The 25099-nt window shown below is 65.7% G+C and carries 20 protein-coding genes; 12 read left to right on the forward strand and 8 right to left on the reverse strand.

The window, feature by feature from the left end; all coding sequences use genetic code 11:
- Positions 1-125 precede the first annotated feature (125 nt).
- From V0R59_RS08435 to gap, 4 genes are all read right to left on the reverse strand, one after another.
- The gene (locus V0R59_RS08435) at positions 126-2693 is read right to left on the reverse strand and encodes a TonB-dependent receptor (protein ID WP_330075110.1); all 2568 of its coding nucleotides are present in this window, start codon (positions 2691-2693) and stop codon (positions 126-128) included.
- A 119-nt stretch (positions 2694-2812) separates the two neighbouring features.
- Complete coding sequence (locus V0R59_RS08440; RefSeq protein ID WP_330075109.1) at positions 2813-3772, reverse strand: FecR family protein; 960 nt, start codon at positions 3770-3772, stop codon at positions 2813-2815.
- A gap of 79 nt (positions 3773-3851) precedes the next feature.
- Positions 3852-4370 carry an RNA polymerase sigma factor gene (locus V0R59_RS08445; protein WP_330075108.1) on the reverse strand — a complete coding sequence of 173 codons (519 nt, stop codon included), beginning with the start codon at positions 4368-4370 and terminating at the stop codon, positions 3852-3854.
- A 243-nt stretch (positions 4371-4613) separates the two neighbouring features.
- The gene (gap, locus tag V0R59_RS08450; RefSeq protein ID WP_330075107.1) at positions 4614-5615 is read right to left on the reverse strand and encodes a type I glyceraldehyde-3-phosphate dehydrogenase; all 1002 of its coding nucleotides are present in this window, start codon (positions 5613-5615) and stop codon (positions 4614-4616) included.
- A 223-nt stretch (positions 5616-5838) separates the two neighbouring features.
- Between gap and edd the strand changes: the two genes are divergently transcribed.
- The 9 genes from edd to V0R59_RS08495 all read left to right on the forward strand — a co-directional run bounded on the left by edd (position 5839) and on the right by V0R59_RS08495 (position 16624).
- Positions 5839-7665: a phosphogluconate dehydratase gene (edd, locus tag V0R59_RS08455; protein WP_330075106.1), complete on the forward strand. Its 1827-nt coding sequence runs from the start codon at positions 5839-5841 to the stop codon at positions 7663-7665.
- On the forward strand, positions 7662-8633 hold the full coding sequence (locus V0R59_RS08460; protein ID WP_330075105.1) for a glucokinase: 972 nt from the start codon (positions 7662-7664) through the stop codon (positions 8631-8633). The genes edd and V0R59_RS08460 overlap by 4 nt, the downstream gene beginning before the upstream one ends.
- A gap of 18 nt (positions 8634-8651) precedes the next feature.
- The gene (locus tag V0R59_RS08465; RefSeq protein ID WP_330075104.1) at positions 8652-9362 is read left to right on the forward strand and encodes a response regulator; all 711 of its coding nucleotides are present in this window, start codon (positions 8652-8654) and stop codon (positions 9360-9362) included.
- 43 nt (positions 9363-9405) lie between these two features.
- Positions 9406-10800: an ATP-binding protein gene (locus tag V0R59_RS08470; protein ID WP_330075116.1), complete on the forward strand. Its 1395-nt coding sequence runs from the start codon at positions 9406-9408 to the stop codon at positions 10798-10800.
- Between the two features lie 160 nt (positions 10801-10960).
- Positions 10961-12223 carry an ABC transporter substrate-binding protein gene (locus V0R59_RS08475; protein WP_330075103.1) on the forward strand — a complete coding sequence of 421 codons (1263 nt, stop codon included), beginning with the start codon at positions 10961-10963 and terminating at the stop codon, positions 12221-12223.
- A 160-nt stretch (positions 12224-12383) separates the two neighbouring features.
- Complete coding sequence (locus V0R59_RS08480) at positions 12384-13292, forward strand: carbohydrate ABC transporter permease (protein WP_330075102.1); 909 nt, start codon at positions 12384-12386, stop codon at positions 13290-13292.
- A complete protein-coding gene (locus V0R59_RS08485; protein WP_330075101.1) occupies positions 13285-14106 on the forward strand; it encodes a carbohydrate ABC transporter permease in 822 nt (273 codons plus the stop codon). The genes V0R59_RS08480 and V0R59_RS08485 overlap by 8 nt, the downstream gene beginning before the upstream one ends.
- A gap of 3 nt (positions 14107-14109) precedes the next feature.
- A complete protein-coding gene (locus V0R59_RS08490) occupies positions 14110-15261 on the forward strand; it encodes an ABC transporter ATP-binding protein (protein WP_330075100.1) in 1152 nt (383 codons plus the stop codon).
- Between the two features lie 55 nt (positions 15262-15316).
- A complete protein-coding gene (locus tag V0R59_RS08495; protein WP_330075099.1) occupies positions 15317-16624 on the forward strand; it encodes a carbohydrate porin in 1308 nt (435 codons plus the stop codon).
- Between the two features lie 152 nt (positions 16625-16776).
- Here V0R59_RS08495 and V0R59_RS08500 read toward each other — a convergent pair whose 3' ends face one another.
- Positions 16777-17637: a MurR/RpiR family transcriptional regulator gene (locus V0R59_RS08500; RefSeq protein WP_330075115.1), complete on the reverse strand. Its 861-nt coding sequence runs from the start codon at positions 17635-17637 to the stop codon at positions 16777-16779.
- A gap of 210 nt (positions 17638-17847) precedes the next feature.
- On the opposite strand from V0R59_RS08500, the gene zwf reads away from it, so the two are divergent.
- From zwf to V0R59_RS08515, 3 genes are read left to right on the forward strand one after another with little or no spacing between them, the layout of a single operon-like run.
- The gene (gene zwf / locus V0R59_RS08505) at positions 17848-19320 is read left to right on the forward strand and encodes a glucose-6-phosphate dehydrogenase (protein ID WP_330075098.1); all 1473 of its coding nucleotides are present in this window, start codon (positions 17848-17850) and stop codon (positions 19318-19320) included.
- Entirely contained in the window at positions 19307-20020 is a 714-nt protein-coding gene (gene pgl / locus V0R59_RS08510; protein WP_330075097.1) for a 6-phosphogluconolactonase, read from the forward strand. Before zwf ends, pgl begins: the two co-directional genes overlap by 14 nt.
- A 16-nt stretch (positions 20021-20036) precedes the next feature.
- Positions 20037-20714 carry a bifunctional 4-hydroxy-2-oxoglutarate aldolase/2-dehydro-3-deoxy-phosphogluconate aldolase gene (locus tag V0R59_RS08515; protein WP_330075096.1) on the forward strand — a complete coding sequence of 226 codons (678 nt, stop codon included), beginning with the start codon at positions 20037-20039 and terminating at the stop codon, positions 20712-20714.
- A 147-nt stretch (positions 20715-20861) separates the two neighbouring features.
- Here the strand turns inward: V0R59_RS08515 and leuA are convergent, their stop codons facing one another.
- The 3 genes from leuA to xseA all read right to left on the reverse strand — a co-directional run bounded on the left by leuA (position 20862) and on the right by xseA (position 25066).
- Positions 20862-22535 carry a 2-isopropylmalate synthase gene (leuA, locus tag V0R59_RS08520; protein WP_330075095.1) on the reverse strand — a complete coding sequence of 558 codons (1674 nt, stop codon included), beginning with the start codon at positions 22533-22535 and terminating at the stop codon, positions 20862-20864.
- Positions 22536-22858: 323 nt separating this feature from the next.
- Positions 22859-23683, reverse strand: coding sequence for a peptidoglycan DD-metalloendopeptidase family protein (locus V0R59_RS08525; RefSeq protein WP_330075094.1), 825 nt, complete (start codon positions 23681-23683; stop codon positions 22859-22861).
- 3 nt (positions 23684-23686) lie between these two features.
- Positions 23687-25066, reverse strand: coding sequence for an exodeoxyribonuclease VII large subunit (gene xseA / locus V0R59_RS08530; RefSeq protein WP_330075093.1), 1380 nt, complete (start codon positions 25064-25066; stop codon positions 23687-23689).
- Positions 25067-25099 lie beyond the last annotated feature (33 nt).

Here is a 25099-nt window from a genome sequence, read left to right on the forward strand (position 1 = left end):
TTGTTTTGGCCGGAAATTTCCGCCCCCCCCCCGCCCGGGGTGGGGGTGGTTCCCCCGGCTTTGGTTTATCCCACCCCACCCCCACTTGGGGGGGTCCCCCCGCTCCCACATGGGACCTGCGTCGATCAGATATCCCACACCACATTGATCGCGAAGTTGCGACCCGGCATGGTCAGGCGATCCAGGTTGGCCGGCGCGGTGGCGCCCGCTTCACCGATGCCGTCGTAGCCGCGCACGTCATCCCACTGCCAGTACTTCTTGTCGGTCAGGTTGTACAGGCCGGCATTGACCGTCACATCGTCGGTTACCTTGTAGAAACCGGTCAGGTCGAGCACGCCGTAGCCCGGTGTCTTGAACTGCTTGCTGGTGCCGTCCGGCGCGTAGAAGGTGGTGTCGTCGACGCGGTTCTTGCGCTTGACCAGGGTCCAGCTCAGCAGGCCGCCGTAGTTGTCCTGGTCGTAGCCCAGGCCGAGTACCGCGGTGAGCGGGTTGACGCTGTTGATCGGCGCCCCGGTGTCCTCGTTCTTGCCCCAGGCATAGGCCAGCGAGCCCTGGCTGTACAGCCCGGCCGGCGCGCCGAAGTGATCCAGGTTCAGGCGACCCTTGAACTCGGCACCCTTGATGGTGGCGTGCTTGATGTTGTTGGCCTCGAAGTTCTGGCCGATGTTGGTGCCTTGCACGGCGTCTTCGTTGATGAAGTCGCGGTACTTGTTATAGAACACCGCCACATCGAAGTTGCCGGCGTCGAAGTTGCCGCGCAGGCCGGTCTCGTAGCTCTTGCTGGTCTCCGGTTCCAGGTTCGGGTTGCCGGTGACGCTGTAGCCCACGCCCGGGTTTTCGAAGCGGCCGTACAGGGCCTTGGCGGTCGGGGTGCGGAAGCCTTCGGCGTACTGGCCGTACCAGGTGTAGTTGTCGTTGAAGGCATAGGTCACGCCGAACTTGGGCGAGACGCGGTGCCATTTCTTCTCGTCGAGGTTGATCGGGTCGGCGGTACCGCCGATCGCGCGCAGGAACTCGTCGGTCGCATGGGGTTCCAGGCGGGTCTGGTCGTAGCGCAGGCCCGGCAGGAAGGTCCACTGGTTCCAGCGGATCTCGTCCTGGGCGAAGACGCTGTAGGTCTTCACGGTCGGATCGGGGAAGTCACTGACTTCGCGCAGCGTGCCGGAGGCGTTGGGCTGGCCGGTGACGCAGCCGAAGCCGGTGGTCAGGCAGGTGGCGGTGCCGCTGCGCGAGCCGGTCACTTCGTTGCGCTTGAAGGTGGCGCCGTAGGTCAGCAGGTGCTCGGTGTCGCCGATGCTGAAGGCTTTGTCGGCCTGGGCGTCGAGGATCCACTGGCGGTCCTTGTAGGTGGTCTTGCGGGTGCGCTCGACGGTGTAGATCGGCCGGTAGATTTCCGCGACACGCTGGTCGGTCTTGCCGATCTGGTAGTTCAGGCTCCACTTCACGTGGTCGGCCAGGGCGCTGTCGAGAGCGAACTCGTGGTTGATGCCGAAGCGCTCGCGGGTGACCACGTCGCTGCCGGTACGGGCCTGGTACATGTTCAGCGGGCTAGGGGTGAACGGACCGCCCACGGAGCTTTTCTCGTTGAAGTCGCGATCGTCCTTGTAGTGCTCGTAGGTCAGCGCCAGGCGCGCGTCGTCGGCGTAGTTCCAGCCGAGCTTGGCGAGAACGTTGTCGGTTTGCGCATCCGTCGGGTTGGCCTCGGTACGGCTCAGTCCGGTACCGCCGTGCTCGCCGTAGGATTCGGTTTCATGGCCGTCGCGACGGCTCAGGTGCAGCAGGCCGTCGAACTCACCCTGGCGGCCGGCGACGGTGGCGGACTTCAGCCAGCTGTCGTCGGCCGAGCTGTAGCCGGTCTTCAGGCGCGCGCCGACGTCCTGGCCGGGCTTGATGATGTCGTCCGGGTCGAGGGTGAAGTAGCTCACCGCGCCGCCGATGGCGTTGCTGCCGTACAGCACCGAGGCCGGGCCGCGGAGGATTTCCACGCGCTTGACGATCTCCGGGTCGACGTAGTTGCGCTGGGTCTGCGCGTACGGGCCGAAGAAGTAGCTGTCGGGGATGGCGACGCCGTCGACCTGGGTCAGCACCCGCTCGCCGTCGATGCCGCGGATGTTGTAGCCGGTCAGGCCGCTGCGCAGGCCGGTGCCGCTGACCGACACGCCCGGCTCGTAACGCACCAGGTCCTTGATGTTCTTCACGTTCTGCCGGTCGAGCTGTTCGCGGGTCTGCACGCTGACGGTGCTCGGCACCTGGCTGACGTCCTGGGCGCTGCGGGTGGCGCTGACGGTCACCTGCTGCAGGGCGATGGCCTGGGTCTGGCTGCGCTCGATGGCGACGTTGTTGCTGCCCAGCTTGCGGTAGGTCAGCCCGGTGCCCAGCAGCAGGCGTTGCAGGGCCTGTTCCGGTGGCAGCGCGCCGCGCACGCCCGGCGACACCACGCCGTCGGCCAGCTCGGCGGACAGGCCGACCTGCCAGCCGGTCACTGCGGTGAAAGCGTTGAGGGCGGAGACCAGCGGTTGCTGGCTGATGGCGAACCGGTAGTCACCCATGCGCTGCGCCGGAGCCTGCGCAGGCTCGGCGGCCAGGGCAGGCAGGCTGACGGCGCCGCTGGCGAGCATGGCCAGGGTCAACAGGGAGAGCGTGCAACGTTGCAGGCCCGGTTTGCGTGCGGAGATGGTGGATCCGGTAGACATCGAAAGGCGCTCCCTGTCGCGCGTTGTTATAGGTTACGTCTGACTCAAAAATAAGAATCAGTTGCATTGGCTATAACGAGACGTATGGCGTCAGGGGATCGCGTAAAAAAACTTTCGACTCAGTTGAGAATCACCACCGCCGGGAACTCCTGGACCCGCGCCGAGGTGATGTGGGCGAGGGAACGCACCGCTTCCAGCGGCTGGTCGAGGCGGTAGTTGCCGGTCACCGCGACCTGGTCCAGCTTGTCGTTGGTGTTGATGATCCAGCCCGGGTAGTAGCGACGCAGCTCGGCAAGCACTTCGCTCATCGGGCAGTTTTCGAAGATCAGCCGACCCTCGACCCAGGCCAGGCCCTTCTGCAGGTCGGCGGGTTCGCGCTGGGGCACGCCGTTGCGGCCGACGCGGAGGCTGTCGCCGCTGCGCAGGCGAATGCGCTGGTCGCTGCTGGCGAGCACGTCGATGTCGCCGCGCTGCACGCGGACCTGGGCTTCGCCGTCGAGGTAGCGCACGGCGAAATCGCTGTCACGCACACTGGCGCGCAGCGGACCGGCCTGCAGTTCGAGGGGCTGCGTGCGCCCGCCGGGGACTTCGAAATAGGCCTCGCCCTGGTACAGGCGGGCGGCCCGCTGGCGGGTGTCGATATCGCTGGAGAACGCCGAATTGGTGTTGAGCAGGACCCGGGACCCGTCGTCCAGTTGCAGCCGCTGGCGTTCGCCGACCACGGTGAGGTGATCGGCCTGGAGGCGCACCGGCAGGTTGCCCAAGGTGAAGATCCCCACCAGCACCACGGCGGCGGCGCTCAGCGGTTTCCAGTGCGGGCGCAGGCGCTGCAGGCGCGAGGGTTTGCGTTGCTCGTGGAGGTCGCCAGCGGCTTGGCGCATGAGGTTGCCATTCCACAGCGCTTCGGCGTCGACGTAGGCCTGGGCATTGGCCGGGTCGGCCTCCAGCCACGCCTCGAAGGCGCGGGTGTCGTCCTCGCTGGGGCATTGCAGGCGGATCAGCCAGTCCAGCGCCGCGTCCATGGCCTGGTCGCGGGCAGACGGGTCCGGCGCGGGGCGATGAGGGGCGGGGTCGGTCACGGAAGGTCCTTGCGGTGCTGCGGCAGTCTTGTAATGGGGCGTCATGATCGGGGCAAACGGAGGATCAGGCAAGCCGCCATCAGATACCGTTGAGCCGATCGGCCACACCCATGCAGATCGCCATGATCAGTTTCAGTTCCTTCTGCACCGTGCTGGCGGAGACGTCCAGTTGCTCGGCGATTTCCAGGTAGCTGGCACCGTGCAGGCGGCTGAGGATGAAGATGCGCTGCTGGCGCGGGGTCAGTTGGGACAGGGACGTGCTCAGGCGCTTGAGCAGTTGCTCGGCATGGGCGGCGTCCTCGGCGCTGCTGGTGGGGGCGGCGACGTTGTGCACCACCTGCTCGGGAACATCGTCGAGCATCGTCCGCGCCTGCACCCGGCGCGCGCGCAGGTGGTCCAGGGCGAGGTTGCGCGCGGTCTGGAAGACGAAGGGTTCGAGGTGCTCGATGGGTCGCTCGCCGAGGGCGCGGGTGACCCGCAGGTAGGTTTCCTGGAGCAGGTCTTCGGCGGTGCTGGGGTTGTCCACCATGCGCTGCAGCGTGCGCAGCAGGGTGACCCGTTGGGCGAGGAAAACGGAGTTGAATTGGGAGTGGCTCACGACGGTGCTCGACCGGAATTTGTTAATGATAATGCTTATCATCAACCCTGTTGGTCAAGCGCACGTTCGTGAAGAAGGGCAGAACACCGTATCCGAAAACGGCGAAAAGCCTTGTGGGAGCTGGCTTGCCAGCGATTTGGCCGGACCTGGCGACAGGGTTGTCGGTACTGGCCTCATCGCTGGCAAGCCAGCTCCCACAGGGGCAGGATGCAGTCTTGATTTCCTAGGCGTGTCAGATAGTCCTTATCTCGCGCTCCACAGTGCCAGACAGTTATCCAGCATGCGGTTGGAGAACCCCCACTCGTTGTCGTACCAGGCCATGACTTTCAGCAATCTACCGCTGGCCTTGGTGTGATTGGCATCGAAGATCGACGACAGCGGGTTGTGGTTGAAATCGCAGGACACCAGCGGCAGGTCGTTGTAGCCGAGGACGTTCGAGCCACGGCTGGCCTCCTTGAACAGCGCATTGACCTCCTCGGGGGTGGTCTCCCGGGCGAGGGTGACAGTCAGGTCGACCAGCGACACGTTGATCACCGGCACCCGCACCGCCATGCCGGTCAGCCTGCCGGCCAGTTCCGGCAGCACCAGGCCAACCGCCTCGGCGGCGCCGGTCTTGCTGGGGATCATCGACTGGGTCGCGGCGCGGGCGCGATAGGGGTCGCTGTGATAGACATCGGTCAGCACCTGGTCGTTGGTGTAGGCGTGGATGGTGGTCATCAGCCCCTGCTCGATGCCGAACGCGCGGTGCAGCACCTGGGCCACCGGGGCCAGGCAGTTGGTGGTGCAGGAGGCATTGGAAATGACCTGGTGCGAAGCGCGCAGGATGTCGTGATTGACGCCATGGACTACAGTGGCATCCGCGCCCTTGGCCGGCGCCGAGATGATCACCTTGCGCGCACCGGCGGCAAGGTGGGCGGCGGCCTTGGCCCGGTCGGTGAACAACCCGGTGCATTCGAACACCACGTCGATGCCCTCGGCCTGCCATGGCAGGTCCGCCGGATTGCGAATCGCGCTGACCGCGATGCGGTCGCCATTGACCGTCAGGCTTTCATGATCGTGTTCGACCTGTGCTGCAAAATGGCCATGGACACTGTCGTACTGGAGCAGGTGTGCGTTGATTGCGCTGTCGCCGAGGTCGTTGATGGCGACGACCTGCAGGTCGCGGCGGTAGCCTTGGGTATAGAGTGCGCGCAGCAGGTTGCGGCCGATGCGGCCAAAGCCGTTGATTGCGATACGAATAGTCATGGGGCCACCTCTTGTGCTGTCCTGACTGTTTGTTGTTTTAATTACAAGATTAATCGGAAACAAATAGAAAACAAGCGAAGCTGCTGGCAGTATTTTGTTCGGATCACAACAAAACAAGTGAGTCGAACCTTTCCTTGCCCCCTACCCTTGAGCGTAGGCGCAATCGTTTGGAAGGGGAAATCGCCAGACCGCCGCCACCACCGTTTAGCCTGGAGTCCAGTTCATGCATCCGCGCATTCTTGAGGTCACCGAACGGTTGATCGCTCGCAGCCGTCCCACCCGCGAACGCTACTTGCAACTGATCCGCAGCGCCGCCAGCGAAGGGCCGATGCGCGCCCGCCTGCAATGCGCCAACTTCGCCCACGCGGTCGCCGGTTGCGGCAGCGACGACAAGCAAGCCCTGCGCCTGACCAACGCCGCCAACGTGGCCATCGTTTCCGCCTACAACGACCTGCTCTCCGCCCACCAGCCCTACGAGCACTTCCCCGAGCGCATCAAGCAGGCGCTGCGCGAGATCGGCTCGGTCGGCCAGTTCGCCGGTGGCGTGCCGGCCATGTGCGACGGCGTCACCCAGGGCGAGCCAGGCATGGAGCTGGGTATCGCCAGCCGCGAAGTGATCGCCATGTCCACGGCCATTGCCCTGTCGCACAACCTGTTCGACGCGGCGCTGATGCTCGGCATCTGCGACAAGATCGTCCCCGGCCTGCTGATGGGCGCGCTGCGCTTCGGCCACCTGCCGATCCTCTTCGTCCCCGGCGGGCCGATGCCGTCGGGCATTTCCAACAAGGAAAAGGCCGATGTGCGCCAGCGCTACGCCGAGGGCAAGGCCAGCCGCGAGGAACTGCTGGAATCGGAAATGAAGTCCTACCACAGCCCCGGCACCTGCACCTTCTACGGCACCGCCAACACCAACCAGTTGCTCATGGAAGTGATGGGACTGCACCTGCCAGGCGCGTCCTTCGTCAACCCGTACACGCCGCTGCGCGATGCCCTCACCGACGAGGCATCGCGCCAGGTCACCCGCCTGACCAAGGCCAATGGCGCGTTCATGCCCCTGGGCGAGATCGTCGACGAGAAGGTGCTGGTCAACTCGGTGGTGGCCCTGCACGCCACCGGCGGCTCGACCAACCACACCCTGCATATCCCGGCCATCGCCCAGGCGGCCGGGATCCAGCTGACCTGGCAGGACATGGCCGACCTCTCCGAGGTGGTGCCGACCCTTTGCCACGTCTATCCCAACGGCAAGGCCGACATCAACCACTTCCAGGCGGCGGGGGGCATGGCCTTCCTGATCCGCGAGCTGCTGGATGCCGGGCTGCTGCACGAGGACGTCAACACCATCGTCGGCCATGGCCTGCGCCGCTACACCCAGGAGCCGTTTCTCGATGGCGAGCAATTGGTCTGGCGCGACGGGCCGTTCGACAGCCTCGACGAATCGATCCTGCGTCCCGTGGCCCGGCCGTTCTCGCCGGAAGGCGGGCTGCGGGTGATGGAAGGCAACCTCGGGCGCGGGGTGATGAAGGTGTCCGCCGTGGCGCCCGAGCACCAGGTGGTCGAGGCTCCGGCGCGGGTCTTCCACGACCAGCAGGAACTGGCCGACGCCTTCAAGGCCGGTGAGCTGGAGCGCGACTTCGTCGCCGTGGTGCGCTTCCAGGGACCGCGCTGCAACGGCATGCCCGAGCTGCACAAGATGACCCCGTTCCTGGGCGTGCTGCAGGACCGCGGCTTCAAGGTCGCGCTGGTCACCGACGGGCGCATGTCCGGTGCCTCGGGCAAGATCCCCGCGGCTATCCACGTCTGTCCCGAAGCCTATGACGGCGGCCCGCTGGCGCGGGTACGCGACGGCGATATCGTGCGGGTCGACGGCACCGACGGCACGCTGCTGGTGCGGGTGCCCGCCGAAGAGCTGGCGGCCCGCGAGCTGCCTGCGGCGCCGCTCGGCAACGACCTCGGCTGCGGGCGTGAACTGTTCGGTTTCATGCGCCAGGCCCTGAGCCCGGCGGAGAAGGGCGCCAGCGCCTTTACCCAGGCGCTGGAGGGCTGCAAATGAAGGTCGCGCTGGTCGGTGACATCGGCGGTACCAACGCCCGCTTTGCCCTCTGGCGCGACGATGCCCTGCACGACGTGCAGGTGTTCGCCACCGCGGACTACAGCAGTCCGGAACAGGCGATCGGCGTCTACCTGCAAGCCCGGGGCATCGCCCGCGGCGAGCTGGAAGCGGTTTGCCTGGCGGTGGCGGGGCCGGTGTCCGGCGACGAATTCCGCTTCACCAACAGCCACTGGCGGATCAATCGCGCCACCTTCTGCGCGGCCTTGCAGATCGAGCACCTGCTGCTGGTCAACGACTTCTCCGCCATGGCCCTGGGCATGACCCGCCTGCGTCCGGAGGAACGGGTGAGCGTCTGCGCCGGCGAGGCCGACCCGAGCCGCCCGGCGCTGATCATCGGCCCCGGCACCGGGCTGGGCGTGGCCAGCCTGCTGCGCCTGGAAGAAGGCCGCTGGCTGGCGATGCCGGGGGAGGGCGGACATGTCGACCTGCCGGTTAACGACGCGCGGGAGTCGGCGATTCGCCAGGCCATCGCCGAGCACACCGGCCACGTCAGCGCCGAGACCGTGCTCAGTGGCGGCGGCCTGCTGCGCCTGTACCACGCCATTTGCGCGCTGGACGGGTATGCCCCAAGCCTGGACACGCCAGCGGCGATCACCGAGGCCGCGCTGTCCGGCGAGCCCGTGGCGCTGGCGGTGATCGAGCAGTTCTGCCGCTTCCTCGGCCGCGTCGCCGGCAACGACGTGTTGACCCTGGGCGGTCGTGGCGGCGTGTATATCGTCGGCGGCGTGGTGCCGCGCTTCAGCCGCCTGTTCCTGCGCAGCGGTTTCGCCGAGAGCTTTGCCGACAAGGGCTGCATGAGCGGCTATTTCGCCGGCATCCCGGTATGGTTGGTGACCGCCGAATTCTCCGGCCTGCTCGGCGCCGGCGTGGCACTGCAGCAGGCACTGGGCAGCACTGGCCGGGTATGAACGACAAGGAATGCGGTCATGAGCAAGTCGATCCTGCTGGTCGATGACGACCAGGAAATCCGTGAACTGTTGCAGGCCTTCCTCAGCCGCTGCGGCTTCGAGGTGCGTGCGGTGGCCGATGGCGCGGGCTTTCGCCAGGCGCTGGACGCCGAGGGCTGCGACCTGGCGATCCTCGACGTGATGCTCCCCGACGAGGACGGCTTCAGCCTGTGCCGCTGGGTGCGCCAGCATCCGCGTCAGGCCCGGGTGCCGATCATCATGCTTACCGCCAGCTCCGACGAGGTCGACCGGGTGATCGGCCTGGAGATGGGCGCCGACGACTACCTGGGCAAGCCCTTCAGCCCGCGCGAATTGCAGGCGCGGATCAAGGCCCTGCTGCGCCGCGCCGGCTTCCAGGCCCCGGGCGGCGAGGTGCTGGCCTTCGATGACTGGCGCCTGGACACGATCAGCCACCGCCTGTTCCACCGCGACGGCGAGGAAGTGATTCTCTCCGGCGCCGACTTCGCCCTGCTCAAGCTGTTCCTCGATCATCCGCAGCAGATCCTCGACCGCGACACCATCGGCAACGCCACCCGCGGGCGCGAGCCGATGCCGCTGGACCGCATCGTCGACATGGCGGTCAGTCGCCTGCGCCAGCGCCTGCGCGACACCGACAAACCCCCACGCCTGATCCGCACCGTGCGCGGCAGCGGCTACCTGCTGGCGGCCAGCGTTGCGCCCGCGTACTGAGCGCCGCCGGCGCCTGCCGCTGCCGCGCTCGCTGCTGGGGCGCATGCTGCTGCTGACCTTGCTGGTGGTGCTGGTGGCCCAGGGGTTGTCGAGCGTGATCTGGCTCTCGCAACTGCGCGCCAGCCAGCGCGAGGGCCTGGTGGCCAGCGCCCGCAGCCTGGCCCACTCGATGAGCGCCAGCGTCAGCTACTTCCGCTCGTTGCCCCTGGCCTATCGCCCGCTGGCCCTGGACCAGTTGCGCAGCATGGGCGGCACGCGCTTCTTCGTCTCGCTGAACGAGCGACCGCTGGACATGCGCGCGCTGCCGTCCACGCCGCGCAAGGACGCGGTGGTCGCCGCCGTGGACGAGGTGCTGCGCCAGCGCCTGGGCGAGCAGATGCTGATTTCCGTGGAGTTCGTCAGCCCGCAGGACCTGCGCATCTTCAACAGCGGCCTGAAGCTCGACGAGCTGCCGCGCTCCTGGGCGCACTACGCGCTGACCCTGGAGCCGGTGGAGCCGCCGGTGCTGGTGACGCAGATCCGCCTGGCCGAGGGTGAATGGCTGTACATCGCCTCGCTGTTGCCGGAGCCCTACACCACCCTGGAAGACGAAGGCCTGCCGCGCCAGCAGCTGTGGTTCATCGGCTTCACCAGTTTCTTCCTGCTGCTGTTCATCGGCCTGCTGGTGCACTGGCAGAGCCGCCCACTCAAGTGCCTGGCCCTGGCGGCGCGGGAGATGTCGCTGGGGGCCGAGGTGGAGCCGGTGGTGGAAGGCGGTGGCAGCGAAGTGGAAGAAGTGGCGCGGGCGTTCAATGCCATGCGCGAGCGGATCAGCCGCTACCTGACCGAGCGCAGCCAGTTGTTCAGCGCGATTTCCCATGACCTGCGCACGCCCATCACGCGCCTGCGGCTGCGGGTGGAGTTGCTGGAGGACGAGCAGGTGCAGGCCAAGTTCAACCGTGATCTCGACGAGCTGGAGATGCTGGTGAAGGGCGCGCTGCAATGCGTGAAGGACACCGATATCCACGAGAACATCGAGCCCATCGACCTCAACCAGGTGCTGGAATGCCTGGTCGAGCCCTATCTCGCCAGTGGCCAGGTCACCGTCACCGGGCGGGCCGAGGCGGCGTATCCGGGCAAGCCGCTGGCGCTGCGCCGGTGCATCGGGAACCTGATCGACAATGCGCTGAAGTATGGCGAGCGGGCGCACCTGCGGATGCTCGATGGCGAAGACGGGTTTGTCCTGCATGTCGACGATGAGGGGCCGGGGGTGCCGGCGCAGCGGCTGGAGCAGGTGTTCGAGCCGCATTTCCGCCTGGCGGGGACGCAGCAGGGGTACGGGTTGGGGCTGGGGATTGCGCGGAATATCGCGCATAGCCATGGGGGCGAGGTGAGTCTGAGGAACTTGCGGGAAGGTGGCTTGCGGGTGACCTTGAGTTTGCCCAGGTATCGCGGGTGAGGTGCGGCACATCGCACGGGCGGCCTGACACTGCGAATGTCACCACGGCGTGACATTCGAGCATCCCTTCGTTACTTCCCTGCCACGGTGTCTGGTTAGACTCCAATGCAAGCGCAAGCACCTGACTTGCCCGGCATAACAACAAGAAAGGCTCCTATCGATGAATGCGATCACCCGACTTGCCACCGTCGTTTCCCTTGCCTCGCTGTTTCCCCTGAGCGCCCTGGCCGATAACCCCGGCACCGTGGAAGTCCTGCACTGGTGGACCTCCGGCGGCGAAGCCCGTGCGGTGGAAACCCTCAAGCAGCAGGTGCAGAAAGACGGCTTCGTGTGGAAGGACAACGCCGTCGCCGGCGGTGGTGGCGCCGCCGCCATGACCGTGCTGAAGACCCGCGCCATCTCCGGCAACCCGCCTGCCGCCGCGCAGATCAAGGGCCCGGATATCCAGGAATGGGGTGCCCTGGGCCTGCTCACCGAACTGGACGAGGTGGCCGAGGCCAACCAGTGGGACAGCCTGCTGCCGGCCAAGGTCGCCGAGATCATGAAGTACGACGGCCACTACGTCGCCGTGCCGGTCAACATCCACCGGGTCAACTGGCTGTGGATCAACCCGCAGGTGTTCGACAAGGCCGGGGCCAAGGTGCCGACCACCCTCGACGAACTCTTCGCCGCCGCCGACAAGCTCAAGGCCGCCGGCTTCATCCCCCTGGCCCATGGCGGTCAGCCGTGGCAGGACAGCACGGTATTCGAGGACATCGCCCTGAGCATCCTCGGCCCGCAGGGCTACCACGCGGCCTTCGTCGATCTCGACGAGAAGACCCTGACCGGGGCGAAGATGGTCGAGGTGTTCACCACCCTCAAGCGCCTCGGCACCTACATGGACCCCAACCGCGCCGGCCGCGACTGGAACATCGCCGCTGCCGAGGTGATCAACGGCAAGGCCGGCATGCAGATCATGGGCGACTGGGCCAAGAGCGAATGGACCGCCGCCGGCAAGGTGGCGGGCAAGGACTACCAGTGCGTGCCGTTCCCCGGGACCCAGGGCAGCTTCGCCTACAACATCGATTCGCTGGCGATGTTCAAGCTGAAGAGCGCCAACGACATCAAGGCGCAGAACGACCTGGCCAAGGTCGCCCTGGAGCCGGAGTTCCAGACCGTGTTCAACCAGAACAAGGGCTCGCTGCCGGTGCGCCAGGACATGGACATGAGCCAGTTCGACGCCTGCACGCAGAAGTCGTCGGCGGACTTCAAGGAAGCGGCCAAGGGTGACGGGCTGCAGCCGAGCATGGCGCACAACATGGCCACGACCCTGGCGGTGCAGGGGGCGATCTTCGATGTGGTGACCAACTTCCTCAATGATCCGGGGGCGTCGCCGGAGACGGCGGTGAAGCAACTGGATTCGGCGATCAAGTCGGCCAAGTAGCAAGCGGCCTACGCGGTCCTTGTGGGAGCGGGTTCACCTGCGATGGCGTCAGTGAATTCACCACCGTAATCGCGGCGGTCCGGCGTCCCGGTAAACCCGCTCCCACACGGTCCTCGCCAGACCAAAGCATCATCTTCTGGCACACCGGAGATCCCCGATCATGACCACTGCAATCGCCCAACGGCGAGCCTCCCCCCTGGACGCTCTCCAGCGCTGGCTGCCGAAACTGGTCCTGGCCCCGAGCATGCTGATCGTGCTCGTCGGCTTCTACGGCTACATCCTCTGGACCTTCCTGCTGTCCTTCACCAACTCCAGCTTCATGCCCAGCTACAAGTGGGTGGGTCTGGCCCAGTACGCGCGGCTGATGGACAACGACCGCTGGTGGGTGGCGAGCAAGAACCTGCTGGTGTTCGGCGGCCTGTTCATCGCCATCAGCCTGGTCGTCGGCGTGATCCTGGCGGTGTTGCTGGACCAGCGCATCCGCCGCGAAGGCTTTATCCGCACGATCTACCTGTACCCCATGGCGCTGTCGATGATCGTCACCGGCACCGCCTGGAAATGGCTGCTCAACCCCGGCCTGGGCCTGGACAAGCTGCTGCGTGACTGGGGCTGGGAGGGCTTTCGCTTCGACTGGCTGGTGGACCCGGACCGGGTGGTCTATTGCCTGGTGATCGCCGCCGTGTGGCAGGCCTCGGGCTTCGTCATGGCGCTGTTCCTCGCCGGCCTGCGCGGGGTCGATTCGTCCATCGTGCGCGCCGCCCAGGTCGACGGCGCGAGCCTGCCGACCATCTACCTGCGCATCGTCCTGCCGAGCCTGCGCCCGGTGTTCTTCAGCGCACTGATGATCCTCGCCCATATCGCGATCAAGAGCTTCGACCTGGTCGCCGCCATGACCGCCGGCGGCCCTGGCTACGCGTCCGACCTGCCGGCGATGTTCATGTACTCCTTCACCTTCAGCCGTGGCCAGATGGGCATGGGCTCGGCCAGCGCGATCCTCATGCTCGGGGCGATCCTGGCGATCCTGGTGCCGTACCTGTACTCGGAATTGCGAGGCAAGCGCCATGACTAGAGTTTCCCGCGTTGCCATCTACGCGACGTTGCTGGCCGCCTGCGCGGTGTACCTGATCCCGTTGCTGGTGATGCTCCTGACCAGCTTCAAGACCCCGGACGACATCCGCACCGGCAACCTGCTGAGCTGGCCCGAGGTGGTGACCGGCATCGGCTGGATCAAGGCCTGGGACACGGTGGGCGGCTACTTCTGGAACTCGGTGAAGATCACCGTGCCGGCGGTGCTGATTTCCACCTTGCTCGGTGCACTCAACGGCTACGTGCTGTCGATGTGGCGCTTCCGTGGCTCGCAACTGTTCTTCGGCCTGCTGCTGTTCGGCTGCTTCCTGCCGTTCCAGACCGTGCTGCTGCCGGCCTCTTTCACCCTCGGCAAGCTCGGCCTGGCCAGCACCACCACCGGCCTGGTACTGGTGCACATCGTCTACGGCCTGGCCTTCACCACGCTGTTCTTCCGCAACTACTACTGCAGCGTGCCGGAGGCCCTGGTGCGGGCGGCGCGGCTGGACGGGGCGGGGTTCTTCACCATCTTCGGGCGGATCCTGCTGCCCATGTCGGTGCCGATCATCATGGTCTGCCTGATCTGGCAGTTCACCCAGATCTGGAACGACTTCCTGTTCGGCGTGGTGTTCGCCAGCGGCGACGCGCAACCGATCACCGTGGCCCTGAACAACCTGGTCAACACCAGCACCGGGGTCAAGGAATACAACGTCGACATGGCCGCGGCGATGATCGCCGGCCTGCCGACCCTGCTGGTCTATGTCCTCGCGGGCAAATACTTCCTGCGCGGGCTCACTGCCGGCGCGGTCAAGGGGTGAAGCATGGCAACGCTTGAACTGCGCAACGTCAAAAAGAGCTACGGCAGCGGCCTGCCGGATACCTTGAAGAACATCGAGCTGAAGATCGACTCCGGGGAATTCCTGATCCTGGTCGGCCCCTCCGGCTGCGGCAAATCCACCCTGATGAACTGCATCGCCGGGCTGGAGGACATCAGTGGCGGCGCGATCCTGGTGGACGACGCCGACATCAGCGGCATGAGCCCCAAGGACCGCGACATTGCCATGGTGTTCCAGTCCTACGCGCTGTACCCGACCATGAGCGTGCGCGACAACATCGCCTTCGGCCTGAAGATCCGCAAGATGCCGGCGGCGGCCATCGACGAGGAGGTGGCGCGGGTCGCGCGCCTGCTGCAGATCGAGCACCTGCTGGCGCGCAAGCCCGGCCAGCTTTCCGGTGGCCAGCAGCAGCGGGTGGCCATGGGCCGGGCGCTGGCGCGGCGGCCGAAGATCTACCTGTTCGACGAGCCGCTGTCGAACCTCGACGCCAAGCTGCGGGTGGAGATGCGCACCGAGATCAAGCTGATGCACCAGCGCCTGAAGACCACCACGGTGTACGTGACCCACGACCAGATCGAGGCCATGACCCTGGGCGACAAGGTGGCCGTGATGAAGGACGGGCTGATCCAGCAGTTCGGCACGCCGCAGCAGATCTACAACGACCCGGCCAACCTGTTCGTCGCCAGCTTCATCGGTTCGCCGCCGATGAACTTCATCCCCCTGCGCCTGCAACGTCGCGAAGGGCGCCTGGTGGCGTTGCTCGACAGCGGCCAGGCGCGCTGCGAGCTGCCACTGGGGCTCAGCGAGGCGGGTCTGGAGGATCGCGACGTGATCCTCGGCATCCGCCCGGAACAGATCGGCCTGGCGCCTGCCGAGGCCAACGGTCTGCCGAGCGTGCGTGCCGAGGTGCAGATCACCGAGCCCACCGGGCCGGACCTGCTGCTGTTCGTCACCCTCAACCAGACCAAGGTCTGCTGCCGCCTGCCGCCGGATGTCCCGGCGCGGGTCGGCGACAGCCTGACCCTGCAATTCGATCCGGCCCGGGTGCTGCTGTTCGACGCCGCCAGCGGCGAACGCCTTGGTCGGATCGGCAGTCCGCGGGCGGCGGGCAATGTGGCGCAGTTCAAGGGCCGCTGAACCTTTGCCGCCGTGCATGAATCACCATCGATAACAAGAAACGAGGAAATAACGGATGGAGTACTTCAAGCGCAGTCTGGGATTGAGTCCGCTGGCCTTGCTGGTGGCGGTGACGAGCAATTCGGCCCTGGGCGCCGGGGCCTTCGACCCCTCGTCGAAATGGATGAGCGGCGACTGGGGCGGCACACGCACCGAGCTGCTGGAAAAGGGCTACGACTTCACCCTCGACTATGTTGGCGAGGCGGCGACCAACCTGCATGGCGGCTACAACGACGACAGGACGGCGCGCTGGAGCGACCAGTTCGCCCTCGGCATGAAGCTCGACCTGCAGAAGATCCTTGGCTGGAACGACGCCGAGTTCAAGCTGGCGATCACCGAGCGCAGCGGGCGCAACCTGTCCAACGACCGCATCAGCGACCCGCGCGCCGGGCAGTTCAGCTCGGTGCAGGAAGTCTGGGGCCGCGGCCAGACCTGGCGGCTGACGCAGCTGTGGGTCAAGCAGAAGTACTTCGACGGTGCGCTGGACGTGAAGGTCGGGCGCTTCGGTGAAGGCGAGGACTTCAACAGCTTTCCCTGCGACTTCCAGAACCTGGCGTTCTGCGGCTCGCAGGTGGGCAACTGGGTGGGCGGCATCTGGTACAACTGGCCGGTGAGCCAGTGGGCCATGCGGGTGAAATACAACATCACGCCGGAGTTCTTCGCCCAGGTCGGGGTCTACGAGCAGAACCCTTCCAACCTGGAAACGGGCAACGGCTTCAAGCTCAGCGGCAGCGGCACCAAGGGCATGATCCTGCCGGTGGAGCTGGTGTGGGCGCCGCAGGTCAATGGCCTGCCGGGCGAGTACCGCCTGGGCTACTACTACAGCACGGCCAAGGCCGAGGACATCGAGGACCCGTCGCAGACCCATTCGAGCAAGCATGGTTGGTGGGTGGTGGCGCAGCAGCAAGTCACCGCGCACAACGGCGATGCCAACCGCGGGCTGAGCCTGTTCGCCAACTTCACCGTGCACGACAAGGCCACCAACGTGGTGGACAACTATCAGCAGGTCGGGCTGGTGTACAAGGGCGCGTTCGATGGGCGGCCAAAGGATGACATCGGCTTCGGCGTGGCGCGGATCCACGTCAATGACGATGTGAAGAAGCGTGCGGAGCTGCTCAATGCGGCAAGTGGCATCGACGACTACGACAACCCGGGTTTCGTGCCGATCCAGCGCACGGAGTACAACGCCGAGCTGTACTACGGCTTTCATGTCACCAACTGGCTGACGGTGCGGCCGAACCTGCAGTACATCAAGAGCCCGGGGGCGGTGGACGAGGTGGACAACGCGCTGGTCGCGGGGGTGAAGATTCAGACGTCGTTCTGAATCGTTCTTGTAGTAAGTTTACAAACCTGGAAAGGCTGACGCGGACTCTGTAGGAGCGGGTTCACCCGCGATTGCGATGTTGGATTCACTACTGCAATCGCGGCTGTCCGGCGTCCCGGTGAACCCGCTCCCACAAAGTCCATGCGCGTCGCTTAGCCCAACTCATCATCCAGCGGATACCGACTGGCATTCAGGCTTTCCTTGATCTTCCTCAGGTGCGGCTGGAAATCCGCGCCGCGGCGCAAGGTCATCCCGGTGGCCAGCACATCCAGCACCGTCAGCTGGATGATCCGCGACGTCATCGGCATATAGATGTCGGTATCTTCCGGCAACGGAATGTTCAGGCTCAGGCTGCTGGCAGTGGCCAGCGGCGAGTTGGCGGCGGTCAGGGCCAGCACCGAGGCGCCGTTGTCCCGCGCCAGGCGCGCCACCTCCACCAGCTCGCGGGTACGCCCGGTGTAGGAAATGATCACGAACAGGTCGCCGGTATGCGCCACCGACGCCAGCATGCGCTGCATCAGCACGTCGGCATGGGCCGACACCGCCAGGTTGAAGCGGAAGAACTTGTGCTGTGCATCCAGGGCCACCGGCGCCGAGGCGCCGAGGCCGAAGAAATGGATCTGGCGGGCCTGGATCAACAGGTCCACGGCGCGGCTGATCAGCGCCGGGTCGAGTTGCTGGCAGGCAGTGTCGAGGGAGGCGATGGTGCTGCCGAAGATCTTCTGCGTGTAGGCGGCCGGCGCGTCGTCGGCTTCCACCGCCCGGCTGACGTAGGCGGCGCCGCTGGCCAGGCTCTGCGCCAGTTGCAGCTTGAGTTCCGGATAGCCGCTGACCCCGAACGAGCGGCAGAAACGGTTGACCGTCGGTTCGCTGACCTTGGCCGCCTGGGCCAGCGCAGCGATGCTGAAGCGGGTCGATTGCTGGGGGTTGCGGAGGATGACTTCGGCGACTTTGCGCTCTGCCTTGTTCAGCTCGTCGAGACGGCCCTGGATCTGTTCCAGGAGGTTTCGCACGCGGTCCATGGGGGTTCCTTCGGTCGGGGAGTCGGCCGATTCGCGCGAGCGCGGGCCGTGGTCACAAGGTCGTATCCTACTGATGGCATGGTTACTGCACCACTTGTATCTGCCAGAGCCGCCAGATGTTGTGGTTTTTACTACATTTGTTCTTGATAACTACAGTCGAAAACGGTATTTCTACAACCACTTGGTAAAAGAACCTACATCATGTCTTCGATCCCGGTTGAGCCCTGCACCTTTGCCCTGTTCGGCGCCCTTGGCGACCTGGCGTTGCGCAAGCTGTTCCCGGCCCTCTATCAACTGGACCGCAGCGAGTTGCTTCACCCGCAGACTCGCTTGCTGGCCCTGGCCCGCGAGGCTGGCAGCGAGCAGCAGCACCTGGCGGCGATCGAGGCGCATCTGCATGAGTTCGTTGCCTCCGGTGATATCGAGGTCAGCGTCCTGCAGCGTTTTCTGGCGCGGCTTAGCTACCTGCACATGGATTTCCTCGATGCCCAGGCCTACCCGGCGCTGGCCGAGGCGGTTACCGCAGACGCACCGCTGATCGCCTATTTCGCCACGCCGGCGGCGGTCTACGGTGGCATCTGCGAGAACCTGGCCAGGGTCGGCCTGGCCGAGCGCACCCGGGTGGTGCTGGAGAAGCCCATCGGCCACGACCTGGAGTCGTCGCGGCGGGTCAACGACGCGGTGGCGCAGTTCTTCCCGGAAAACCGCATCTATCGCATCGACCATTACCTGGGCAAGGAAACGGTGCAGAACCTTATCGCGCTGCGATTCGCCAACAGCCTGTTCGAAACCCAGTGGAACCAGACCTCGATCTCCCATGTGGAAATCACCGTCGCCGAGAAGGTCGGCATCGAAGGGCGCTGGGGCTACTTCGACAAGGCCGGGCAATTGCGCGACATGATCCAGAACCACCTGCTGCAACTGCTCTGCCTGATCGCCATGGACCCGCCCAGCGACCTCTCCGCCGACAGCATCCGCGACGAGAAGGTCAAGGTGCTAAAGGCCCTGGCACCGATCAGCGGCGAGGGCCTGGGCACTCGTGTGGTGCGTGGCCAGTACATCGCGGGGCACAGCGACGGCCGGGCGCTGCCGGGTTACCTGGACGAAGACAACGCCAACACCCACAGCGACACCGAGACCTTCGTCGCCCTGCGCGCCGATATCCGCAACTGGCGCTGGGCCGGGGTGCCGTTCTACCTGCGCACGGGCAAGCGCATGCCGCAGAAGCTGTCGCAGATCGTCATCCATTTCAAGGAACCGCAGCACTACATCTTCGCGGCGGAACAGCGTTTGCAGATCGGCAACAAGCTGATCATCCGCCTGCAGCCCGACGAGGGCATTTCGCTGCGGGTGATGACCAAGGAGCAAGGGCTGGACAAGGGCATGCAGCTGCGCAGCAGCCCGCTGCAACTGAATTTCTCCGACAGCACCTTTCGCAGCGCGCGGATCCCCGACGCCTACGAGCGGTTGTTGCTGGAGGTGATGCGTGGCAACCAGAACCTGTTTGTACGCAAGGATGAAATCGAATACGCGTGGAAATGGTGCGACCAGCTGATCGCCGGCTGGAAGCAATCCGGCGAGGCGCCACGGCCGTACGCGGCGGGCACCTGGGGACCGGTGGCAGCGGTCGCACTGATAACCCGCGATGGGAGGTCTTGGTATGGCGATATCTGAATTGCAGTGGCCGGCGATGGTCACCGCGCTTGAACTGAAGAATGCCGAGCAGTTGGCCAGGCGCCTGGCCACGGACGTTGCCGAGCAACTGCGGGCAGCGATCGCGGCGAAGGGCGGGGCGGTGCTGGTGGTGTCCGGTGGGCGCAGTCCGGTGGCGTTCTTCCAGGCCCTGGCGCAGGAGGCGCTGGACTGGTCGAAGGTGACGGTCAGTCTTGCCGACGAACGCTGGGTGCCGGTGGAACATGCCGACAGCAACGAAGGCCTGCTGCGCCGCCATCTGCTTCAGGGCAAGGCGGCAAAGGCGCGGTTCTTCGGCCTCTACCGCAATGCGGCCAGCCTGGATGCCACCGCGCTGGCGACCGACCAGGCCCTGGCGGATCTGCCGCCGATCGATGTGCTGGTGCTGGGCATGGGTGACGACGGGCACACCGCTTCGCTGTTCCCCGGCAGTCCCAACCTGCAACAGGGCCTGCAGGCCGATGGCGAGCGTCGCTGCCTGCCGATGCTGGCGCCGAGCGTGCCGCATCAGCGCCTGAGCCTGACCCGGCGACTGTTGGCCGCGGCCGGATTCACCGCCTTGTCCGTGCAAGGTGCCGGCAAACTCGCTACCCTGCGCGCCGCGCTGGCCGGCGACGACCTGGCGCAGATGCCGATTCGCGCCTTTCTTCACGACCCTTTGCGCATCTACTGGTGCCCATGAGCCAAGGACCCCTGTCATGACCACCCTCGAACGCCAGAAGCCATTGCTGACCATGGCTGAAAAAATCACCCGGATCGATGCGATCTGCGGCCAGGCGCGCATCCTTCCCGTGATCACCATCGCCCGTGAGGCCGATATCCTGCCGCTGGCCGACGCCCTGGCCGCCGGCGGCATCCGCACCCTGGAAGTGACCCTGCGCTCCGAGCACGGCCTCAAGGCCATCAAGCTCCTGCGCGAGCAGCGGCCGGAGCTATGCGTCGGCGCGGGAACGGTGCTCGATCGCGCGCAGTTCGACGCGGTGGAGGCGGCGGGGGCGCAGTTCGTGGTCACGCCAGGGGTGACCCGGGAAATCCTCCAGGCCGGCGTCGACAGCGATATCCCGCTGCTGCCGGGGATCTGCACGCCCTCGGAAATCATGATGGGCTATGCCATGGGCTACCGGCGCTTCAAGCTGTTCCCGGCTGAGATCAGCGGTGGCGTGGCGGCGATCAAGGCCTTTGCCGGACCCTTCGCCGACGTGCGTTTCTGCCCCACCGGCGGGGTCAAGCCGAGCAACCTGCACAGCTACATGAGCCTGCCCAACGTCATGTGCGTCGGCGGCACCTGGATGCTCGACAGTGGCTGGATCAGGAATGGCGACTGGGCCGCGGTGGAAAAATGCAGCGCCGAGGCGATGGCGATGTTCGACGAATAACCATTACGTTGTGTGCTTCACGGCTGTTCGGGGCGCTTGGTCGGCGCCCCCTTTTTTTGCCCGTTGCATGGAGCCCGGACAGCACCCTCGCAGGCACAAAAAAGCCCGCATCTTGCGATGCGGGCTTTCTCGTTCAGCGGAAGGCGCTTAGGCCGCCTTCGCCGCCTGCTGGCTCAGCGAGCGGTTCAGCGCACTGAACAGCGCCTTGAAGCTGGCAGTGGTGATGTTTTCATCGATGCCCACGCCATGCACCGGACGACCACCGGCGACGCGCAGTTCGATGTACGCCGCCGCCTTGGCATTGGTGCCGGCGCCGATGGCGTGTTCGTTGTAGTCCATGATTTCCACGGCAACCGGCAAGCCGGCTACCAGGGCTTCCAGGGCGCCGTTGCCCTTGCCGCGCCAGTGCAGGGTGGTCTCGCCTTCGCCGGAAACTTCCACTTCCACGGCGCTGTGGCCGTTCTCTTCCTGCAGGCGATGGCTGACCAGCGCATACGGCGAGTTGGCTTGCAGGTACTCGCGCTGCAGCAACTTGTAGATCTGCTGGGCGGTCATTTCCAGGCCGAGGCGATCGGTTTCACCCTGCACAACCTGGCTGAACTCGATCTGCATGCGACGTGGCAGGCTGATGCCGTATTCCTGTTCCAGCAGGTAGGTGATACCGCCCTTGCCCGACTGGCTGTTGACGCGGATCACCGCCTCGTAGCTGCGGCCGATGTCGGCCGGGTCGATCGGCAGGTACGGCACTTCCCACAGGGTGCCTTCCTTCTGTTGGGCGAAGCCCTTGCGGATGGCGTCCTGGTGCGAGCCGGAGAACGCGGTGTGGACCAGGTCGCCGACGTACGGGTGGCGCGGGTGCACCGGCAGCTGGTTGCACTCTTCGACCACCTTGCGCACGCCGTCGATGTCGGAGAAGTCCAGCTCGGGGTCGATGCCCTGGGTGTAGAGGTTCAGGGCCAGGGTCACCAGGTCGACGTTGCCGGTACGCTCGCCGTTGCCGAACAGGCAGCCTTCGGCACGGTCGGCGCCGGCCATCAGGCCCAGTTCGGTGGCGGCGATGCCGGTGCCGCGATCGTTGTGGCAGTGCAGGCTGATGATCACGCTGTCACGACGGCTGACGTTGCGGCAGAACCATTCGATCTGGTCGGCGTAGACGTTCGGCGTCGAGACTTCGACGGTGGCCGGCAGGTTGAGGATGATCTTGTGCTCGGGCGTCGGGTTCCAGACCTCGATGACCGCGTCGCAGACTTCCTTGGCGAATTCCATTTCAGTGGCGCTGAAGGTTTCCGGCGAGTACTGGAAGGTCCACTGGGTTTCCGGTTGCTGGGCAGCGTACTTGACGAACAGCTTGGCCGCGTTCACCGCGATGTCCTTCACGCCTTGCTTGTCCTGGTTGAAGACGATGCGGCGGAACGACGGGCTGGTGGCGTTGTACAGATGGACGATGGCCTTCTTGGCGCCGCGCAGGGACTCGAAAGTGCGCGAGATCAGGTCTTCGCGGGCCTGGGTCAGGACCTGGATGGTGGTGTCGTCAGGGATGTGGCCGTCTTCGATCAGGGTGCGGACGAAGTCGAAGTCGGTCTGCGAGGCGGACGGGAACGAGGCTTCGATTTCCTTCACGCCCACGCTGACCAGGGTCTTCCAGAAGCGCAGTTTCTTTTCCGAGTCCATTGGCTCGATCAGCGACTGGTTGCCGTCGCGCAGGTCGGAGCTGCACCAGATCGGCGCCTGGGTGATGGTCTTCGACGGCCAGGTACGGTCAGGCAAGTCGATGGTCGGGAAAGCGCGGTACTTCTTCGAAGGGTCTTTGAGCATGGACATGAGAGCAATCCTTTAATGCGGCCTGGAACGGGCCTGCCGAAACTGGAAAAATTTGGAATGGGCGAGGCGACGCGATTCAGCTTGGTAGTCGTGCACTGACCAGGCAAAGGCTGCGGTGTTGGCGAAGGCGGATAAGCATTTCAAAGGTTTTCATGCCCTCAACCCTACCCAGTGGGGTGAAAGATGGCAAGCACCGCGAAATAATTGATAGAAATGTGCGTAAACGGCGATTTACCAGCATTTAATCTCGCTTCCAAACGAAAAAGACCGCGCCAGTTGCGCGGTCTTTTTGATTGGCGCAACCGCGCCGCCTGGCTTGTCGCTCAGGGCTGGAAGGCACCGATGAAAATCGCCGGGTCGACCCGCGCATCGTTGAGGCTGATGTTCCAGTGCATGTGCGGCCCGGTGGCACGCCCAGTGGAACCGACCTTGCCGACCACCGCGCCGCGGGTCAGGACCTGGCCCGGCTTCACGTCGATCTTCGACAGGTGGCAGAACATGCTGATGAAGCCCTGGCCGTGGTCGACGAACACCGTGTTGCCGTTGAAGAAATAGTTGCCGGTGAGGATCACCTTGCCGTTGGCCGGGGTCTTGATCGGCGTGCCGGCGGGCACGGCGAAGTCCAGTCCGGAATGCGGGTTGCGTTCCTCGCCGTTGAAGAAGCGGCGCACGCCGAAGCGGCTCGACAACGGGCCGTTGACCGGCTTGTCGAGGATCAGGTTGCTCGGCGTGCCCGGGCTGAAGCTGCGGTAGGCCTTGATCTGCTCGGCCAGCTCGGCGTCGATGCGCTTGAGATCGGCCGGGTTCGGGTTGACCTGGCGCTGGTTCTTCAGGGTGATGTGCTGTTCCTGGTACTTCTTGCTGCCCACCGTGAAGCTCAGGCTGCGACCGCCCTGGGTCAGGGTCGCGGTGCCGGGCTTCTGGGTCAGTGGCAGGCCGACGATGGCCAGCCAGTTGGCACCTTCCTTCACCACCAGCACCGGCTTGCCATCGAAGCGCGCGGTCAGCGGCAGGGCGGACGGGCCGAGGTCGACCACGGCGACGCCGCCCGGCACCGGCTTGTTCAGTTGGCGGGTGATGTAGCTGGCGTGGGCGCTGCCGGCGAAGGTCAGGCAGAGCAGGAACAAAGAAACGAGCAGTCGTGGCATGTGTCAGTCCAGGAGGGAAAGCGTGACCGGGGTCTGGTGGTTGTCCTCGACCCGCACCAGCAGTTCGCCTTCGCCGAGTCGGGCTTTCAGGCGCTGGCCGTTCTGCGTTTGCGCAGCGCTGCGAATCGCCTGGCCGCGTTCGTCGAGGAGGATGCTGTAGCCGCGGCCGAGGGTCGCCAGCGGGCTGACCACTTCGAGCATCTGCACCTGGGCCTGGAGGCGCTGGCGACGGTCCTTGAGGGTGTCGCGCATGGCTTTGGGCAGGCGTTCGGCGAGGTTGTCCAGACGCTGCTTGAGCAGGGCCAGGGTGCGCCCCGGATGCTGCGCGGCGAGGCGCGTGTCGAGGCGCGCCAGGCGCTCGCGGCGCTGGTTGAGGCGCTGCTCGAAGGCGCGGCGCAGGCGCATGTCGAGGTCGTCGAGACGCTGGGCCTGCTGGCGCAGGCGCTCGCCAGGGTGACGCAGGCGGCGGGCCAGGCCATCGAGGCGCAGGCGGTCGTGGGCCAGGCGGTTCTGCATGCGCAGCAGCAGGCGGCGCTGCAGGCTTTCCAGGCGCCGTTGCAGGTCGCTGCTGTCCGGCGCCAGCAACTCGGCGGCGGCGGACGGGGTAGGGGCACGGACGTCGGCGACGAAGTCACTGATGGACACGTCGGTCTCGTGGCCGACGGCGCTGACGATCGGCGTCACGCAGGCGGCAATGGCGCGGGCCACGGCTTCCTCGTTGAAGCACCAGAGGTCTTCCAGCGAACCGCCGCCACGGGCCAGGATCAGCGCGTCGAAGCCCTGGGCATCGGCCTTCTGGATGGCGCGGACGATCTGGCCGATGGCCTCGCGGCCCTGCACGGCGGTGGGCAGCAGGTTCAGCTCGACCTGCGGTGCGCGGCGGCGGAACACGCTGATGATGTCGCGGATCACCGCGCCGGTGGGCGAGCTGATGATACCGATGCGCTGCGGATGGGCGGGCAGTGCGCGCTTGCGCTCGGCGGCGAACAGGCCCTCCGCGCCGAGCTTTTCCTTCAGCGCCTCGAAGGCCAGGCGCAGGGCGCCGTCGCCGGCCGGCTCGACGGTGTCGAGGATCAGCTGGTAGTCGCCGCGTCCTTCGAACAGCGAGACCTTGCCACGCACCTTGACCGCCAACCCGTCGCGCAGGGCCTGGCGGACCCGTGCAGCGTTGTTGCGGAACAACGCGCAGCGCACCTGGGCACCGCTGTCCTTCAGGGTGAAATAGACATGGCCGGAGGCAGGACGGGCGAGGTTGGATATCTCGCCCTCGACCCAGATGCTGCTGAAGACATCTTCCAGCAGCACGCGGGCGCGGCCGTTGAGTTGGCTGACGGTGAGCACTTCACGGTCGAGGCCGAGGCGTTCGAAAGGGTCTCTGATCATGGGGCGGCACTATAAAGGATCGTGGATGGGGTG

The sequence above is a fragment of the Pseudomonas ulcerans genome, assembly GCF_036324125.1.
In the GTDB taxonomy this organism is placed as follows: Bacteria; Pseudomonadota; Gammaproteobacteria; order Pseudomonadales; family Pseudomonadaceae; genus Aquipseudomonas; species Aquipseudomonas ulcerans.